At 40.5% G+C, this 18,371-nt stretch carries 16 protein-coding genes, 4 tRNA genes and 1 pseudogene; 9 read left to right on the top strand and 12 right to left on the bottom strand.

What is annotated here, in order from left to right:
- From NQT69_RS19190 to murB, 8 genes are all read right to left on the bottom strand, one after another.
- Nucleotides 1–556 (bottom strand): GTP-binding protein (locus tag NQT69_RS19190; RefSeq protein ID WP_256828929.1); only part of this gene is annotated, 556 nt, incomplete at its 3' end.
- 136 nt (nucleotides 557–692) lie between these two features.
- Nucleotides 693–768, bottom strand: a tRNA-Thr gene (locus NQT69_RS19185).
- 12 nt (nucleotides 769–780) lie between these two features.
- Nucleotides 781–855 (bottom strand) — tRNA-Gly (locus NQT69_RS19180).
- A 45-nt stretch (nucleotides 856–900) separates the two neighbouring features.
- Nucleotides 901–985, bottom strand: a tRNA-Tyr gene (locus tag NQT69_RS19175).
- A 39-nt stretch (nucleotides 986–1,024) separates the two neighbouring features.
- Nucleotides 1,025–1,100 (bottom strand) — tRNA-Thr (locus NQT69_RS19170).
- A 120-nt stretch (nucleotides 1,101–1,220) separates the two neighbouring features.
- Complete coding sequence (locus NQT69_RS19165) at nucleotides 1,221–1,916, bottom strand: type III pantothenate kinase (RefSeq protein ID WP_256829261.1); 696 nt, start codon at nucleotides 1,914–1,916, stop codon at nucleotides 1,221–1,223.
- Nucleotides 1,913–2,905, bottom strand: coding sequence for a bifunctional biotin--[acetyl-CoA-carboxylase] ligase/biotin operon repressor BirA (gene birA / locus NQT69_RS19160; RefSeq protein ID WP_256829260.1), 993 nt, complete (start codon nucleotides 2,903–2,905; stop codon nucleotides 1,913–1,915). The genes NQT69_RS19165 and birA overlap by 4 nt, the downstream gene beginning before the upstream one ends.
- The gene (gene murB, locus NQT69_RS19155; protein ID WP_256829259.1) at nucleotides 2,902–3,912 is read right to left on the bottom strand and encodes a UDP-N-acetylmuramate dehydrogenase; all 1,011 of its coding nucleotides are present in this window, start codon (nucleotides 3,910–3,912) and stop codon (nucleotides 2,902–2,904) included. The genes birA and murB overlap by 4 nt, the downstream gene beginning before the upstream one ends.
- Nucleotides 3,913–4,055: 143 nt before the next feature.
- On the opposite strand from murB, the gene NQT69_RS19150 reads away from it, so the two are divergent.
- A complete protein-coding gene (locus NQT69_RS19150; protein WP_256829258.1) occupies nucleotides 4,056–5,900 on the top strand; it encodes a M1 family metallopeptidase in 1,845 nt (614 codons plus the stop codon).
- 71 nt (nucleotides 5,901–5,971) lie between these two features.
- On the opposite strand, the gene NQT69_RS19145 is transcribed toward NQT69_RS19150, so the two are convergent.
- Nucleotides 5,972–6,592, bottom strand: coding sequence for a DUF2057 family protein (locus NQT69_RS19145; RefSeq protein WP_256829257.1), 621 nt, complete (start codon nucleotides 6,590–6,592; stop codon nucleotides 5,972–5,974).
- A gap of 89 nt (nucleotides 6,593–6,681) precedes the next feature.
- Here NQT69_RS19145 and NQT69_RS19140 point away from each other — a divergent pair, with 89 nt between their 5' ends.
- The 6 genes and pseudogenes from NQT69_RS19140 (at nucleotide 6,682) to NQT69_RS19115 (ending at nucleotide 13,348) form a co-directional block, all read left to right on the top strand.
- Nucleotides 6,682–7,047: a histidine triad nucleotide-binding protein gene (locus NQT69_RS19140; protein ID WP_256829256.1), complete on the top strand. Its 366-nt coding sequence runs from the start codon at nucleotides 6,682–6,684 to the stop codon at nucleotides 7,045–7,047.
- A gap of 230 nt (nucleotides 7,048–7,277) precedes the next feature.
- Nucleotides 7,278–7,934, top strand: a complete 657-nt coding sequence (locus NQT69_RS19135) for a helix-turn-helix transcriptional regulator (protein ID WP_256829255.1) — start codon at nucleotides 7,278–7,280, stop codon at nucleotides 7,932–7,934.
- A 117-nt stretch (nucleotides 7,935–8,051) separates the two neighbouring features.
- The gene (locus tag NQT69_RS19130; protein WP_256829254.1) at nucleotides 8,052–10,208 is read left to right on the top strand and encodes an ATP-binding protein; all 2,157 of its coding nucleotides are present in this window, start codon (nucleotides 8,052–8,054) and stop codon (nucleotides 10,206–10,208) included.
- 242 nt (nucleotides 10,209–10,450) lie between these two features.
- Entirely contained in the window at nucleotides 10,451–11,236 is a 786-nt protein-coding gene (locus NQT69_RS19125; protein ID WP_256829253.1) for a hypothetical protein, read from the top strand.
- 525 nt (nucleotides 11,237–11,761) lie between these two features.
- Nucleotides 11,762–12,734 (top strand): annotated as a pseudogene (locus NQT69_RS19120) (transposase).
- Nucleotides 12,735–13,084: 350 nt separating this feature from the next.
- Nucleotides 13,085–13,348, top strand: a complete 264-nt coding sequence (locus tag NQT69_RS19115) for a hypothetical protein (RefSeq protein WP_256829252.1) — start codon at nucleotides 13,085–13,087, stop codon at nucleotides 13,346–13,348.
- Between the two features lie 17 nt (nucleotides 13,349–13,365).
- On the opposite strand, the gene NQT69_RS19110 is transcribed toward NQT69_RS19115, so the two are convergent.
- Nucleotides 13,366–14,781: a mannose-1-phosphate guanylyltransferase/mannose-6-phosphate isomerase gene (locus NQT69_RS19110; RefSeq protein ID WP_256829251.1), complete on the bottom strand. Its 1,416-nt coding sequence runs from the start codon at nucleotides 14,779–14,781 to the stop codon at nucleotides 13,366–13,368.
- A 189-nt stretch (nucleotides 14,782–14,970) separates the two neighbouring features.
- Here NQT69_RS19110 and NQT69_RS19105 point away from each other — a divergent pair, with 189 nt between their 5' ends.
- Nucleotides 14,971–15,456: an RNA-binding protein gene (locus NQT69_RS19105; RefSeq protein WP_256829250.1), complete on the top strand. Its 486-nt coding sequence runs from the start codon at nucleotides 14,971–14,973 to the stop codon at nucleotides 15,454–15,456.
- Here the strand turns inward: NQT69_RS19105 and NQT69_RS19100 are convergent.
- The gene (locus tag NQT69_RS19100; RefSeq protein ID WP_256829249.1) at nucleotides 15,451–16,563 is read right to left on the bottom strand and encodes an aminotransferase class V-fold PLP-dependent enzyme; all 1,113 of its coding nucleotides are present in this window, start codon (nucleotides 16,561–16,563) and stop codon (nucleotides 15,451–15,453) included. The two genes, NQT69_RS19105 and NQT69_RS19100, sit on opposite strands and share 6 nt — an antisense overlap.
- On the bottom strand, nucleotides 16,564–17,736 hold the full coding sequence (locus tag NQT69_RS19095; protein ID WP_256829248.1) for a PrnB family protein: 1,173 nt from the start codon (nucleotides 17,734–17,736) through the stop codon (nucleotides 16,564–16,566).
- A 140-nt stretch (nucleotides 17,737–17,876) separates the two neighbouring features.
- Here NQT69_RS19095 and NQT69_RS19090 point away from each other — a divergent pair, with 140 nt between their 5' ends.
- Entirely contained in the window at nucleotides 17,877–18,335 is a 459-nt protein-coding gene (locus tag NQT69_RS19090; protein ID WP_256829247.1) for an Lrp/AsnC family transcriptional regulator, read from the top strand.
- Nucleotides 18,336–18,371 lie beyond the last annotated feature (36 nt).

Here is an 18,371-nt window from a genome sequence, read left to right as displayed (position 1 = left end):
CCCACTGCTTTTCGCCTTCAAGAGCTTTAAGAGCTGAACCTTGAATTAGTGGTAAGTCATCACCTGGGAAGTCATATTCAGAAAGAAGTTCACGAACTTCCATTTCTACTAGCTCAAGTAGCTCTTCGTCATCAACCATGTCACATTTGTTCATGAATACGATGATGTAAGGAACGCCAACCTGACGAGAAAGTAGGATGTGCTCACGAGTTTGTGGCATAGGGCCGTCAGTTGCAGCAACAACTAGGATTGCGCCGTCCATTTGAGCAGCACCAGTGATCATGTTTTTAACATAATCGGCGTGTCCAGGACAGTCTACGTGTGCGTAGTGACGAGTTGGTGTATCGTACTCAACGTGTGAAGTTGAGATTGTGATACCACGCTCGCGCTCTTCTGGAGCGTTATCGATTGATGCGAAGTCTTTAGCTACACCACCGTATACTTTTGCAAGTACGTTAGTGATTGCTGCAGTTAGGGTAGTTTTACCGTGGTCAACGTGGCCGATTGTACCAACGTTTACGTGCGGTTTTACGCGTTCAAACTTTTCTTTTGCCATGACGGAACCTATCAGTTTTGTGTATCTAGATTACATATGAAAATAATCCACCAGCAGGTAGATTAAATTAAATTTTTCAAATTTCAAATAGTATTTTCTGACAGATAAAGGAAGTATTCAAGAAGATTCGTGTGACTGGTGCTGATAGGCAGATTTGAACTGCCGACCTCACCCTTACCAAGGGTGCGCTCTACCAACTGAGCTATATCAGCAACACCAGAAACTGGAGCGGGCAGCGGGAATCGAACCCGCATCATCAGCTTGGAAGGCTGAGGTAATAGCCATTATACGATGCCCGCGTTAGGAACCTGTTCTTAAACTACCTCTAACCGTCAAGAATAAAGTGGTGGAGGGAGCTGGATTCGAACCAGCGAAGGCTGAGCCGTCAGATTTACAGTCTGATCCCTTTGGCCGCTCGGGAACCCCTCCACGATAATTCTTTACTAAGCATTTCCGGTAAAAGGAAAGTGGTGCCGACTAACCGAGTCGAACGGTTGACCTACTGATTACAAGTCAGTTGCTCTACCAGCTGAGCTAAGTCGGCACTGCTTTAGTACGGGGCGAGATATTAGAGTAAGGCGTATTGGGATGCAACAATAAATTTGAAAAAAATGTAATTTTTTAGTTTGAATGCTCACAAATCAGGCAAAAACAGGTGTTTTTGTTACTTTTCGCTCAATTCCCGCCAAAAATTTAAACCTTGCATAACTAACTGAGCAGCATAAATTGCCTCCGGAAGTTCCTTTTGTAACAGTTTTGCATAGCCACCAGCTAAAATTAGCTGTGGTTTTTTATTTGTTAAATGCAATTTAGCTTGTTCAATAGCGCCAACAGTTGCCACCAGTGCGCCATTTTTTAAACCATTAGGTGTATTAATACCTAACTCACAACTAAAAGGCGTTGCATCATCATCAAAAACTCGTTGAGTATTTTGCGTTAACGACTGCGTCATCAAATCTAAACCAGGAATAATCCAGCCGCCTAAATGCTGCCCCTTTGCATTTAATACATCAATCGTGGTTGCGGTGCCGGTGTCGACTATAATGCAATCTTGCTGTGGCCACAGCTTGTAGGCTGCAATGATTGCCAACCAGCGATCAATGCCTAGGTTTTGATACTGAGAATACGCACAGGTTAGGCTCTCTAACTGCTTGCTAACGCTAGCCTCATAAGAGGGAATGTTTTGTGCCATGGCATGATTCAGTAATGTATCAAGCTGCTCGCTATTGCCGACACAAGCATAGATAACTTCACTTATCTGATCCCAAGCCACACTCGCTAAATTACAGCTTGTAATGTTGCCATCATTTGATAATGCAGCTTTTAGTGCTGTGTTTCCTACATCTATAAGCAGCTTCATTGTTGTGCCTTACGTAAAGATATTTCACCACCATAGTAACTTTTTGCTTCACCATCTTGGCGAATACGAATACCGCCATGAACATCTATACCTTCACAAATACCACGCCAACTTCGATGCCCAGTGTTTAGCTCTACACACTGCCCAGCAAAGGCATCTAAGGTATTCCATTGCTTATACATGTCTTGCAAACCTGTTTGACTATATTGTTCCAAGCGTTGCTCCAAATAATAAGTCAGGTGCGCTACAAGCTTGTTTTTATCTAATTGCGTGGTGTGTTGGCTTAAGTCTGTCCATGCTTGGTCTATTTGCTGGCTGACACTTTGTGGCATTTGCAAGTTTATGCCTATACCTATAACGAGCTGACACGGCCCTTGTGGTTGTCCATCAAGCTCTACCAGCACACCTGCCAGTTTTTCTTTATTAAGATAAATGTCATTAGGCCACTTTAGTTCTATATCTAATTGGTAAAGCGCTTTTAAGGTATCGTAAACTGCAAGCCCCACAGCAATAGACATCCCCATAGCAGCTTGTAGACCATCATCCAACTGCCAGTAATAACTGTAGTACAAGTTTGCTCCAAAGGGAGATTGCCAAACCCGGCCTCTTCGCCCGCGCCCAGCTTGTTGCATTTCAGCAACGATCACCGTACCAGACTGTAACGCTTGCTTTGCAGCAATACGGCGCATTAGCTCACTATTAGTTGAGTCAATGATAGGGTGTACTTCTATTTGTGCCGAGCCAGCATCAAGAGCTTGGTAATAATGTTGAATTTTACTCTGCTCTAGTAAACCAACGGCATTATTTAAGCTATAACCTTTACCGTTGACCTTGAAAATATCGAGGCCCATCTCTTGTAAGCTTTGTATATGCTTACTTACAGCGGCGCGACTAATACCTAGTTGCTCCCCCAGTAATTGCCCCGAGATAAAACCACCATTATTTAACGCATTTAAAATTGCTAATCTATTTCCATCAGGCGCTTTCATGGAGTTTCCTCTAAATCAATGTGGCACTCGCCGTCGCGGCTCATCAAACGCACTTCATGTTGTAAGCGGATGTGGTAACACTGCCATACTTGCTGTTGAATATGTTGGATCATGGCAATTAAGTCAGCACCTACACTGTTACCATGATTAACTAACACCAGAGCTTGTTGCTGATGCACGGCAATACCAGCAATGCGATACCCCTTCAAGTTAGCCTGCTCAATTAACCAACCGGCGGCCACTTTGTGATGCTCATTATCATATACATAGTGTGGCAACTGCGGATACGCTTGTAACAGTGACTGTAACTGTTGATTGGATATGATCGGGTTTTTAAAAAAGCTGCCTGCATTGGCCAGTACGTACGGGTTTGGTAGTTTACTGTTTCGGGTTTTTATCACTTGGGCAAAAATATTCTGCGCCGTAATATCCTTAAGCTGCTGTAATGGACCATAACTTAGCTCTGGCTGCCATTGCTTTGGCAAACAAAGGCCAACTAGAGTGATCACCGCATGACTTTTTAACTGGTGTTTAAAAATTGAATCGCGGTAGCCAAACTGACACTCAGCATTACTAAGACGAACCAGCTCTTTGCTAGTGATATCAAAGTACTCAACATAGTCAATGTACTTGGCCAGTTCGACGCCATAAGCGCCAATATTTTGCACCGGTGCCGCGCCCACAGTGCCCGGTATCAGCGCCAAATTTTCAAGCCCCGGCATGTCCTGTTCTAATGTATAAATTACTAATTGGTGCCAGTTCTCTCCTGCGGCAACTTCTAGCAAATAGTCATGCTCTCGCACAGTTGCAGTAATCCCTTTGGTCGCCATTTTAATCACCTGACCATGGTAGTCAGTTAAAAAAACCGTATTACTGCCCTCGCCCAAAATACAAAATGGACGAGAAAAAGATTGCTGCTGCAATTGTTCGAGTTCAGTTATTTCAATTAATTGTGAGCACTGACTCGGTAATGAAAATGTGTGAAAAGCTTGCACAGAGTGAGCCACAAAATGCCTCAAAGGTTAATTATCACTAATCGCATTAGTTTACCCCATCATCGCAAAACGCGCATCAGATTGCAGAAATTGTTCAACCTCGACTATCAATCGTGTTATAAAACCAGCACTTTTTATTTGTGTTCAGGGTAATTATGAAAATCACACCTCTTTTTTTAAGCCTCGCAATGGCAGGTATGTGTTCGCAGGCAATGGCCAGCGCTGTTGACCAAAACTCATACGCTAACCTTAATGAGGTTATCACTACGCACTTAAACCTTGATTTAGATGTCGACTTTGCCGACAAGCAATTAGAAGGTTTTGTTGAGCACACGTTAGAATGGCAAAACAGCCAAAGTAAAAGCCTCATACTTGATACTCGTGACTTAGATATTGATAAAGTGATGTATCAAACACAGACAGGCAGTTGGAAAAAAGCGGATTTCACATTAGCTCAACGAGATGATGTAAAAGGCTCAAAATTAACCATCAAGTTTAACAGCCAAGCAAAAAAAGTCCGTATTTACTACAATAGCCGCCCTGAAGCCTCTGGCTTGCAATGGTTAACTCCTGAGCAAACGGCAAGCAAAACCCACCCATTTATGTACAGCCAGTCGCAAGCAATTCATGCTCGTAGTTGGTTGCCAGTACAAGATACGCCAGCTATGCGTGTTACTTATACTGCACGTATTCATACACCAGAAGATATTCGTGCCGTAATGAGTGCTGATAATAAAGATGCGCTCTACAAAGATGGTGACTACCACTTTGACATGCCACAAGCCATTTCGCCTTATTTAATCGCGATTGGGGCAGGAAACTTAGAATTTAAAGCCATGTCTAAGCAAACCGGTATTTTTGCTGAACCGACTATTTTAGATGCCTCTGTTGCTGAGTTTAACGACACCCAAGCGATGATCGATAAAACCAATGCCATGTATGGCGAATACGCCTGGGGTCGTTACGACTTATTAATGCTACCACCAAGTTTCCCATTCGGTGGTATGGAAAATCCACGTTTATCATTTATCACCCCGACGGTTGTTGCAGGCGATAAAAGCTTAGTTAACCTGATTGCCCATGAACTTGCTCACTCATGGTCTGGTAACTTAGTAACCAACGCCACATGGGAAGATTTATGGCTAAACGAAGGTTTTACTTCATACGTTGAAAACCGCATTATGGAAGAAGTATTTGGTCGTGACCGTGCAGTCATGGAGCAAGCTCTTGATGCTGCTGGGCTTCGTGCGCAGCTTAAAACCATTGATGCACCAGACACACGCCTTAATTTAAAACTAAATGGCCGCGATCCGGATGATGCTTTTAGCTCAGTACCCTACACCAAAGGCCAACTATTTTTAATCTACCTGGAAAACCAATACGGCCGTGAAAAGTTTGATGACTTCGTAAAAACCTACTTTGACGAGTTTGCTTTTAAATCATTAACAACGGCACAGTTTGTCACTTACATCGAAGCTAACTTAATTAAAAAATACCCGGGTATTGTTAGCATGGATAAGGTTAACGAGTGGATTTTTCAACCAGGTTTACCAAGTGATGCACCAAACCCAACATCTGATGCATTTGATAAAGTAGATGCTGCAACCAAAGCATGGTTACAAGGTACAACCACTGCCGCACAACTACCAACAGCAAACTGGACGGTGCATGAGTGGCTACACTTTTTAAATAACCTACCACGTGACTTAAGCATAGAGAAAATGACCGAGTTGGATAATCAGTTTAACCTTACTCAGTCAACCAATGCCGAACGCGCCTTCGCATGGTACATGCTTGCTGTCGGTAATGGTTATCAACCTATTTATCCAGCTCTTGATGAACACTTATCTGGCATTGGTCGTCGTAAGCTAATTGTGCCGTTATATAAAGCACTTATTAAAAATGGTAAGCGTGAGTGGGCACATGATGTATACATCAAAGCACGCCCAGGCTACCACCCATTAGCACAAGGTACTGTTGATGATTTATTTGCTAAGTAACCAGAGCTTAGGTTAAGCAATTAATATCAATTTAAGGCGCTAATACAGCGCCTTTTTTAATGCTATAAATATTACTTTCGTACTTTATCTAAAAAAGCTTGCTGCTGTTGAGGGCTTGCTTGCTGCCACCAGAAATCTAACATCGCTGCCGCATTTGGTGCCCCGTCTACCGCATTAGTAGGGCTAGGCTTAGACACAGGTGCATTAACTGCAATGGGGGCAACCGCAACTGCTTGAGTTTGTGCCGTTGGCGCCACTTGTGCTTTAGCTTGCTGCGTTTGTTGTGGTGCAGATGCGCTATCTAAAGGAATACCCAAAGACGAACCTCGTGCTTGTAAACTCACTTGTGGAGACTCTGCAAATACCTTAGCCGCTACCGCATTATCTGCACGATTGAAAACGATATCGTAATCTTCACCTTCAGCTATTGTCACCGAAACCCAAAAGGGTTCAGAGTCTACCACTTGATGAGCGTCATACCCTTGTTCATACAAATCGGTGTATTTTAGCTTAAATTTATAACTACCTGGGGCAAGCTCTAGTTCATCAACGCGACTAAAAAATGAATGTTCAACTTTTTTATCGCCGACCTGCAGCGGAACAATTTCTTCTGGAAAGTAAACCGTTTCAGCTAGTGTCGAAGTACTCAAGCCTAGTAATGTAATTGTGCTTAATAATAGTAATTTACGCATAAAAACTCCTTCTGTTTGAATTCAGTTTGACACTGCTGGCAAAGTTTGTCATTAGTGACTTTAGTACAAGACCATACGGAACATTTAAAATGACTGAAGAAACTATTTTTACAAAAATTATTAATCGAGAAATCCCAGCGGATATTGTTTATGAAGATGAGTTATCGCTTGCTTTTAAAGATATCAACCCGCAAGCACCATTTCATATTTTGATTATCCCTAAAAAAGCGATTGCAACAATTAACGATATCACTGAGCAAGATGCGCCTATTGTTGGTCACCTATATGTTGTAGCCGCTAAAATCGCGAAACAACATGGCTTTAGTGATGATGGCTTTAGAGTCGTAATGAATTGTAATGAACATGGCGGACAAACCGTTTACCACATTCATTTACATATGTTAGCAGGCAAGAGTATGGGTTGGCCTCCTTATCAGGACACACCAAAACTATAACTTAGCACTTTTCAACGTAAAAATTTTAAAATGCTAATACTAAAAAACCAAAATATAAAACTTATATTTAACAGGCTGTTACAAATACGAGACGAATTTTAACAAACAAAAAAGTAACAAATAAGGTGAAAAGTGCACTTTTCTTGTACTAATCTCGGAAATTTCTAATACGAAAGGGGCGGATTGCGTGGTAGGATTGATTAGTCAACTTTATTCAAGAGTATGTAAATATGAGTAATTCAGCCTTTTTGTTATTAGATTTAGAGCCAATTAATACAATTGGTATTAATGTATTAGAGCCATTGTTAAAAACCCAAGGGCTAAATGTTACAACAGGAACCAATATTTTAGATGTTCCTGAAGGCACTCGTTTATTGTTTATTGAAACTTCAAGTAACGATGCTTGGGGTAAATTAAAAGAACAATTAGTAAACCTGCGTGTAAAGTGCGATATCGTACTATTTAACCTAGACGAAAACCCTGAGCTTGCGAATCGTGCATTACTCAGTGGAATTCGTGGTGTATTTTACACCACAGATAACGCAGATGTCTTAATGAAAGGTATTCGTTTATTACTTGAAGATCAGCTTTGGTATCGTCGTGATATTATGTGTAACGCACTTAACCGCATGCTACAGTTTAATAAAGACGCTTTACACAAACTAACTGAAGGCGATATTGAACCAATAAAATTAACCAAGCGTGAAAAAGCAATTATCTCATTAATGAGTAACGGCTCTAAGAACAAAGAAATTGCTGAAGCACTTAGCATTAGCCCACACACAGTTAAAACACATTTATATAGTGCATTTAGAAAAACCAAATGCCGTAACCGTATTGAGTTACTTTCGTGGGCTCAACAAAATATACCTGACGAAATCCGCTAAGCACTCGTTTGCTTTTATTAAAACAGGTACTTTATGTGCCTGTTTTACGCCTGATAAATTGCTAAGCTTGAAAAATCCTATTATTCTGAACCGGTCTCTGATCTGCTTGGAATAAACATGCTCGACTCCCTCACTCTTTACTTTGCCAGCGCAGCCATGATGGCCGTAATGACACTGTTAAACTTTCTTACATGGCGAACAAACAGAAGCACTCCAGGCACCTTACTATTTATTTTCTACCCTCTGGTACTTTTTGCCGCACTGATGAGCTTTGCAATACATGGCAATATCGGTAGTCATATCACCATTATATTGGCAAATAGTTTATGGTTTGGTGCATCCATAATACACTCATTAGCGATCAGTCAATTTTTAAACTATCGCGGTAAAGAGTTTCGATTTTTTATAGCTGCGACGTTATTTTGTGGTGCTTTGCTCATGTATTTTACCGTTGTTGACTCTAACTTACGCAATCGTGTACTTGCATCTGATTTACAGCATATAGGTGAAGCCTTCTTCTTACTTTATTTATTCATTCGCTTTGCCCGACAGCCCTACCCCAATGGCAGTATTGTCTACATATTGATTCTGACTATTATTAGTTCCATTTTTGCTGGACGTGCATTTTTGATGGAAGATGTGAATAACTTTACATTGTTAAAAGAAAATTGGTTTAGCGTAACCTTATTAGTAAACGGAGTGATAGCGCCGATGTTTTACACGACTGGTATGGCACTATTGTGTAATGAACGACGCGAGCAAAACCTTAACCAACTAACAGCAAAGGCGCAAAAAGATTTAGAGATTAGAGGGTTGTTTTTATCGACTATCAGCCATGAAATCCGCACTCCGCTGAATGGTATTTTAGGCAGTGCACAACTGATCCTTAATCAGTCAAGTGATCCGCGCGATAAACCTTACTGCGAAGCCATTATCAATTCAGCCGAATCTTTAAATTTACTAGTAGATAAAGTACTTGATTACGCAAGTCTTGATCAACATAACGAAGCGCTATATGAAGAAGATGTGGAGTTCAAAACCTGGCTACATAATTTATGTTTATTACTGACACCACTGGCTGAGCAAAAGCGCTTACGCTTTGAGTTAATTTACAACCTACCAGAGCAAGCTTGCTATTACTGCGATCAACAAAAGCTACGACAAATCATAATTAACCTGATGGGAAATGCGATTAAATTTACTGATCAAGGCGAAGTGAAAATTCGTGTTGAACTCGTTGAGGAACGCCAGTTAGAACACCGTATTCGCATCAGTGTTATAGATTCAGGCCCTGGTATAGAAGATGACGAAATTGAATACCTGACAGAACCCTACGTGCAAAGCAGCGCCGGTAAAGAAAAAGGCGGAACAGGCCTTGGCCTAGCGATTACTAGCCGCCTTTTAGACAAACTTGGTTCACATTTAGATATTATCAGCGAACTAGGCAAAGGGAGCTCGTTTAGTTTTGATATTACGCTTGCCTTAGGTGAGTTAAGCTTGGTTGAGCAACGACACCAATCTAAAGACTATATCACTGGGCTAGATGTGCTCTTAGTTGAAGACTTGGACTTAAACCAAAAAATAGCCATTGAATTTATGGCTGATGATGAACATAAAATCAAACTCGCCCGGGATGGTAAAAGTGCAATTGAACTGATGCAACAACATCACTTTGACGTTGTATTATTAGATATGAATTTACCCGACTTTACCGGCCAAGAAGTGCTGAAAACGTTAAAGGGCATTGAGCACAAGAATCAACGCACGCCGGTACTGGCTTTTACTGCGAGTTTAAGCCCCGATGAAATAAAAGAATACTTTGCACTTGGTATAAAAGACATCGTTGGCAAACCAATTAAGCAGCAAAAGTTACGCCAAGCGCTTAGTGACTCGCAAAACAATCAAGCCCCTATAATTGCCGTAGAACTCAGTGACGTACTCTACGATGAAACTGCCGCAGAGACACTGAAAAGCTCTTTTAGTGAAGATGAAGTCTCCTCTATTTATAATGAGTTTGTGCTCTCAGCCCGTAACAAGTTAATACGAGCACAACAGTTACTTGATGAAGATAAAGAACAATGCATTAAAGTGTTACACCGCCAAGCTAGTACAGCATTGCAGCTAGGTTTTAACCGCTACGGATCGGAACTGAAAAAAATAGAACGTCGCTTATTAGATAATAAACCACTTAAAGACGCCCTCACCGATGCAATCGTATTATGGCAAAGTAGTTTAGAGCAGTATTTAAAATATGTGAGAAGTGAGCTGAGTTAGCGAGTTGGCGAGTTGGCGAGTTGGCGAGTTGGCGAGTTGGCGAGTTGGCGAGTTGGCGAGAGTATAGTTTCAAGGAATAAAGAAGCAAGGTGAAAAGTAAAAGTTATTCCTGTTATTTTAATTACTTGTTTACAAAATTAATTATTGGTGAAATTATCAGGGTATGTAATATACGCCGTTTTGGTGTGTTATAAACCACCAAAATGGTGTTCAATAAGCTGTTAACTGTATAAGGAAGTTCAGTGGTTATTAGCCAAAATGTCGAATGCTTAATCTGTAATAAAGTGTATTTTACTAGAGTTGCAATTGGCTTAGATTCTTATCAAAAGCATTATTTTGATTGTTTAGATTGCGAACAATCAATAGGAATTGCTGTGCGTTCGAAGGCACCAAATGGACATATTGAAGCGGTAGAAAATTGTAAGCTTGGTGGATTTGATAGAAATAAAACCATTATAAACTTACATCCTAGCTTTTGCTTTCCAGTTGAAAAATATCATGATGCTATGTTTTTCCCGTCTATAGAAGGTGTCGAACTACTTCAACCTCATTTGAGACAAAGAGATGGAGCTTTTCTACAAGATGTTGCTAGTCAATTTGATATTCCCAACGCTGATACAATGTGGGGAAAAGTTAAAGCTATATACCAATTATCACATGCAGAAGGTAAAGATAAAGCTCTAGCAAAATTAATCAAAGATTATAATTTACAGAGAAGTAAAGTAAAGGTCGGAGATAGTAATTGCGTTACATATATCGATGTAATGTGCGAATTTTACGATGCTCTGTTTTACCCTAGGATTAACGAATTGTATGAGCCGATTGAACGTTTGATTGACCAGCTCCACGAGGCTGGCAAATTGGATGATTTCTACAATTATTACAAAGAGAGTTTACGTGAAGAAAATGAATTAAGGTACTTATCTGTTTTTACAGTATATTTCAAACACAGGGATATTTTAGGTCAGCTAATCTATAGAGCTAGAATTAATAACTCTGAAATTGATGGTAGGTTCAAAAGACTTTGATGCCATCAAATTATTTTATGGTGAAGCTTATGAGTCTTTGACGTCAAACTTCACTGTGCTTGCCTGTTTAAATAACTTGGGAAGCGGTCGTAAATTCGACGAGTTTATGAAACTTACTCTTCCTCAGTACATAAAGGATTTGGAAAAATCAAAGAAAGACGGTCCAATAAAAGGAAACCCATTATTTTCAAGATTTAGTGAATGCCTCGATTCTAGTTTGCGAAATGGCTCCCATCATGCGTCTGTTTGGAGACAAGGTGAAGTTATAATGTATCGCAGTGGTGGCACGGGAGCAGAAAGGTGTATGTCCTATAGTAGGTATCTATATATGTGCAGTGTCCTTACGGTATCTGTCGCTGCATTGCATATGGTAGAACTTCATCTCGTGAGTAAATACAGTTAATTGGGTAGTCAGAGCAATAAACGAAGACGGAATAAAAGAATAAACAAGACACCCACCTTTAAGTTTGTACCTTTTTAGCTGTAAGCTAGGCTTTGATTAGGATTAATCTAGCAGGAGCTAGTATGGCAATTGCAAGAAAGCGGCAAATTAGCTTGGTGGATACAAAATTCTACCACTGCATTTCACGGTGTGTACGCCGTGCATTTTTGTGTGGAGAAGACCAGTTAACAGGTCGCTCTTATGAACACCGCAAAGATTGGGTTGAAACTAAGTTGCTTAAGCTTGCTAAGGTATTTTGTATTGATGTATGCGCCTATGCTGTAATGAGTAATCACACACACTTAGTATTGTATGTCGATGATAAAAAGGCCTTTAGGATGAATGATAAAGCCATTATCCTGCGCTGGCATAAACTCTGTAAAGGCACAATATTGACTCACAAATATCTGCAGGGTGAGCAACTGAGTAAAGCAGAGCTTATATTTTTAAACCAAACAATAAAACAATACCGAGCGCGGTTATCAAGCATTAGCTGGTTTATGCGATTATTAAATGAAGACATCGCTCGCAGAGCAAACAAAGAAGATAATTGCACAGGGCGATTTTGGGAGGGCCGCTTTAAATCACAAGCTTTATTAGATGAAGCTGCATTAGTTGCTTGTATGGCTTATGTAGACTTAAACCCAATTCGAGCAAAGGTAGCCAATACACCCGAAGAATCACCACACAAGTGTGCAAAAACGAATACAAAGCGCAACAACAGGAAAACAGCCAAAAGCGCTAATACGATTTGCGGGTACTTCACGCAAAAAAGTGCCTAAAGGCTTACCATTTGAGCTCAAATCATACCTTGAACTGATTGATTTAACAGGGCGCTGCATCAGAGGCGATAAACGTGGTGCTATAGCGCGCAGTCAATTACCATTACTTGAACGAGTAAACATAAGCTCTGAAAATTGGTTAAAACTCACCACACAGTTTACTCGAGTATTTCATGGCCCATTAGGACGCCCCACCTCACAAGATACTTATTGTGAACATGTTGGTCGAAAACGAAGGTCAAACATAAGTAATAGTGAGAAGTTACTTGCTTAAAAACCCCACCACTTTATCTTTAAAATCACCAAACAGCATAATTGCTGCTTTTCTCATGTTTGGAGTTTTGATAATACAGTAGTCAGTTCAGCTTTAACTTTGATAAATGCAAAGCGAATGAGTAGAAGCTCAAAGTTGATAGCCATCAAATGTTCATTACTGTAAAGGCGTTATTCAATAAATTAAGATGGCTGTCTTTTTTATTTGTTTTTTTTATTTGTTTTATTTGTTTTATTTGTTTTCTAAATTGTAATGTTTGCACGCCGCACCAGCATCCTATGAGAAACCGATTGCTCAACTTATAATATTTTAGTTTAATAGGTACGCGCTGAATAACTAAGGATAGAACGATGCTCATTTTTAAAGTTTTGATTTTGGTCGCTTTATTAAAGCTACTAATTAATACTGAACGCCCTAAATTATGCGCAGGGATTTACACTGGAATTGTATTATTGATTAACTTAATGTCAGGTGTAGGATTTCTTACAGATATTGTTACAACAGCCATTGCTGGTGCATTGGCGTTACTCTACTTTTGGCTACTCAACCATTTTAGAGATACCGCTATTTTCTGGGTAATATTAATTATAGGCTTGGTTATTAGCCTGATTTAATTCGTCAAACCTAACCATTAACTTCTACCGTAAACATCGTCAAAACGTTCAATATCGCTTTCATCCAGTATGCTACCGGTTTGCACCTCTATTAATATAAGTGGTTTATTTTGGCTATTAGCTAAACTGTGTATATGACCTGCAGCTATATAACAAGATTGATCGGCCTTTAAAACACTGGCTTTACCATCGATACTGACATCTGCAATGCCTGACACTACAACCCAGTGTTCAGCACGATGCTGATGGCGCTGAGTAGAGAGCCTGCCGCCGCTATTAACAGTGATTTTTTTAACTTTAAAACCACTTCCTTCCACTAGCACGCGGTAACTTCCCCAAGGTCGATAAACAGCCTGATGGTTAAGTAGTTTATCGCTTTGCTTATTCGCTAACTGAGCTAGGAGCTGTGGCAACTGATCTAATTGCGCTTTATTTGCTACTAACGTTGCGTCGTGGGTATGAATAACGGCTAAGTTATTTACACCTAGAGCCGCGATAGTGTGACCTTCTTCACTTTGCACAAGGTTATTTTCGCTATTAAACAACACGTCCTTATGGCTAGCATGATTGCCTAAACTATCTTTATTTGTGTTTTGCCAAAGTGCATTAAAACTACCAACATCACTCCAATTGAGAGCTAAAGGTAGCACCACTACATTATCGCTACGCTCTAATATTGCATAATCAATAGAATCACTTGGGCATGAGCTAAGCGCTGCTTCATCAGCCCTTATAAACCCTAAGTCTTGGCTAAAATTGCCAGCACCGGCAATGGCGCGGGCTATTTTTGGCGCAAACCTTTCCAGTTCGCGAAGGTAGCTTTTTGGCGTAAACAAAAACATACCACTGTTAAATGAATATTCACCACTTGCCACATACTGTTGTGCCAGTTCTAGATCTGGCTTTTCTTTAAACTCCTCAACTTGATAGCAATTTGAATTAGCTATTTTTGCGCCTTGTTTGATATACCCATAACCACAATTAGCAGTATCAGGCTTGATTGAAAAAGTAACCAGCTTACCTTGTTCGGCCATTGCGATGGCATCTGGAAGTTGTTGCACTAAGTGCTCAAAGTTAGCGATATAATGATCCGCAGGAATAACAAAAATAGGTGCATCAATTCCCTGAGCTAATGCATACTGTGCAGCAAGTGCGATAGCAGGTGCGGTATTTTTACCTTGCTGCTCTAATAGAATAGCTTTAGGCGTTACGCCTATGGCTTGACACTGATGGCTGGCAATAAACCTATGCTGTTCATTGCACACTAACAATGCTGGCTTAAAGCCATCACCCGTCACTCGTTGCAACGTATTTTGTAGTAGCGAATGCTCATCCAGCAATGATAAAAATTGCTTTGGCATTGCTTGGCGCGATAAAGGCCATAACCTTGAACCTATTCCACCAGCGAGAATGACAGGAGTGATTGTAGACATACTAACAGCCGCACAGCTCTATTTAATTGCTGTATTCTACCAGAGAATAACCGTGCTTTTATATGTTGGCCTTCAACGTATATATGAATTGAACCTCCCCCCAGCTAACGAGTCACACTATCAATAGAGATTTGCTAAACTGGCAATACAAGGTTTTAATGTCAATACACAGATGCTTTAAGGTTAATAATGCGAGTATTTTTAAACTTTTCCTTAGTAATAATAGCGATAGCAACAAGCCAATCTATCGCAGCTGTTTACCAGTGTGAAAAGGATGGCGTAGCAATTTTTAGCCAATTTCCATGCGGCGATGATGCCAAGGAAATAACAATAAAATCACCTAATATAGCCCAAAGCCAAAGTGATGATGCCAAACCCAATAACATTGATTCAGTGGATAGCTATATTGGCATGCAGAAAATTGATCGCGAAATAGCTACCCATCAGCAAGCAATTAAGCAGCTACAAAATGAATTCGCGCAGGCTAAAAAACAAATTAACTATATAACCCAAGATAGTGCTAATCGAATGGGAGCGGCCTCTATCGCTGATGCCATCAACATGCGCACTAACCAGTTAGCAAGCCATATAGACCCACAAATAGCAAATCATCAGCAACAAATTACCAAGTTACAGGCGCTAAAAGCTAACTTACGCCAACAAAGCGGCCTATAATACCGCTTTTACCACTTTAATAAACTGTGCAACCTCTGTTTCATCATTATAAATATGGGGAGAGACTCGAATTCCGTAAGCTCTTTCATCAACACTGATATTGGCTGCGGCCAAGGCATCCATGACCTGTGGTTGACGCTGCGAAAAGTCAAAAATAGCAGTCCCGCTACATTTTTCTGCGCCGCTTGGCGACACTAAATATGAGCCAAGCGCGGCCGTTAACTGAGCTAGCAGTTTAAGATTATGCTCGCGTACCTTAGCCACACCTAAGTCGGCAAAATAAGTAATACTGTGACCTGCTATTACAAACGGGGCTATAGAAGGTGTTCCGCCCCAAAACCGTAATGCACTTGTGTGGTATGCAAAATGATTAATATCAAATTCAAATGGGCTTTGATGTGAAAACCAGCCTACATCTGTAGGCTCACATAGCGAAAGTTGGGACTCACTAACCCAAAGATAGGCAGCCCCTGGTCCAGAGCAAAGCCATTTGACACTCGAACCAATCATAAAATCGACGCCAACCGTTGTTAAGTCCAACGGCAAAACTCCTGCTGATTGTGCTACATCAACCAAGCTCAAGCAGTTGTTGCGCTTACACAACTGTGCGATTTCAGCGACTGGAGCTTGTTGACCTGTATTCGAGTAAGCATGACTTATAAACACCAAATCAATTTCGGGTTTAATGTACTGCTGCCATACCTCAATATCCGTTAAATCGAATTCACTGGGTATGTACTCAATTTGCGCATTGCTAGGCAACGCCCTTTGCATAGCAAATCCCATACTCGGAAAATCATTTTGCGACATTAAAACTCGACAACCACTTTTGGTTAATCGCGGGTGAGACATTAACAACTTAGTTAAGCCACTAGACAAATTAACCTGCGGACAAAATAACTCTTTTTTACTGTTAAATAAATCGCTTAACGCCTGAGTAAAACGGTCAATTGCACTCAGCCACTGTTGCCAAGGCTCTTTATTTGTCGCTTGCCAAGGCGAAAAAAAGTGCTCATTAAAGTCACTTTGGCTACTTTTTAATGCCCGCCCAACAGAATGGTTTAATAAATAACACCCTGAAGATAAATTAAAGTCATCTTTATACATTTATTTTTGCACCCATTGCTTAAGCTTCGATAAGTCGGCATAGCGTGTTTTTATATCGTCTCGGTTAGCTGCTGCGCGACGATCTCTTAGTTTTTCAAGTGAATCCAGCAAAACATGTAATGGCGGCCCACTCGCAGTTACTTTTTGCATATGCTGTTGCTGCATTTGCTGTGCAGGCTGGGCAATAAACTTACTCACCAATTGGTTGTGGTGGCCAATGGCCGTATCGCCATGTAATTTACACACCTGAATAAATAGCTTTGCATTAGTCTGAAACCAATCGCTCTCGCGCTCACCCTCTGATTCTAAAAAGTCGTCCATTATACTTGGCATGCGCATGGACTCGCGTAATATTTGCTGGTCTTCGGGCATCATGTATAAGAACTTGTCCACCAACATTTGCGAGTAACTAGGCTCGTTAGCAAAGCACAGCCCCAACAACATATCGATAACATTGATCCCAGCAAAATCCCCCGCATTTGCACCGCGATAGACTTCTTTTCCAACCCTATATGGTTTGTAATAAGGACGCACACAAAAGAAGAATCGCTCTGTATCAAGCTTAGTATAAAGTGCGTTATTAGACTCTATAACATCAAGTAGTGCATGCTTTGCCACTTTTAGTAAGTCACCACACAAAGGGTGTGAAATACCTAACGGCTGAATTTTTAATAGCGCATCAGCAGCTCGTTTATACGCTAAAATGCCTTTCGTATTGTAATCAATAAACAACTTTTCAGCCGGTAAATCGGTAAAGCGCTTATATAAACCATTCACCGCTTTATTATGAGTGGTTAAGTGGGCTGTGGCAAAACGTGGAGTCACACCTATAGAAGCCCCTATATGCATTGCCAATGCTGAGGCCTCCACCAGCGGCGAGGTTGTCTCCCGCGAAGGCTCTGTAATTTCATGGCGCCGACAAGCAGCCATAAATAAACCCACATTACCGAGCAAATCAAATGCACTATCAAAGCCCTCATCTGTATTACCCTCAGCTAATAATTTGCTTATATGCGCATTCCCTTCGCTTTCTAATTGATGCTTGTACTGCTCGCCTACAAGTTCAACATTTGCCTTGTCATCTTGTTGCCAATATATTTCTTCTAATTTAGTGTTTATTTCAACAAAGCGTGTTCTTAGCCATTCATCAAATGCTTGAGTATTTTTACTCATCTCGTTTATTCCAGCGATTGTTATTGCATTTATGTTAACAGATAACATAGAGTAGAAATCAGCAAAGCCACTACTATTACAGTGTAAAATTAGTGATAATCACCACAATTAGATAACAAAGCGATAAAATTAACTAAATTATGAGTATTGATAAAAAAGACCAAGAGTTACTGGCTCATTTGCAAGCAAATGCACGCAGCTCTATAGCGCAACTCGCTAATAAAGTTAACTTATCTGACACGCCGTGTTTACGACGCATAAAAAAACTCGAAAGTACCGGTGTGATCAGCGGCTATCACGCTACTATTGAGCCTAAGCGCATTGGTTTAAACGTATTGGTTTATGCCTTTGTTAGGTTAAATCAAAACTCTGTCACTGCTGCTAATGCCTTCGAAGAGCAAGTTGAAAAACTACAACATGTACAAGAATGCGCCGTTGTTTCGGGGAGTTATGATTACTTGCTAAAAGTCGTTGCTACTGATTTAGAGGCGTATGAACACTTTGTAAAATATAAACTCGGTAGCATTGATTACATTGCAAATATTGAGTCAACTGTGGTGCTAAAACAAACATTTAATAAAAAGCAATTACCACTATAAAAATCACACTTTTTGTACTATTTAGCTATACTAATT

Source organism: Pseudoalteromonas shioyasakiensis, assembly GCF_024518675.1.
GTDB lineage: Bacteria > Pseudomonadota > Gammaproteobacteria > Enterobacterales > Alteromonadaceae > Pseudoalteromonas > Pseudoalteromonas shioyasakiensis_B.
This window is presented reverse-complemented; position numbering and strand designations above follow the sequence as displayed.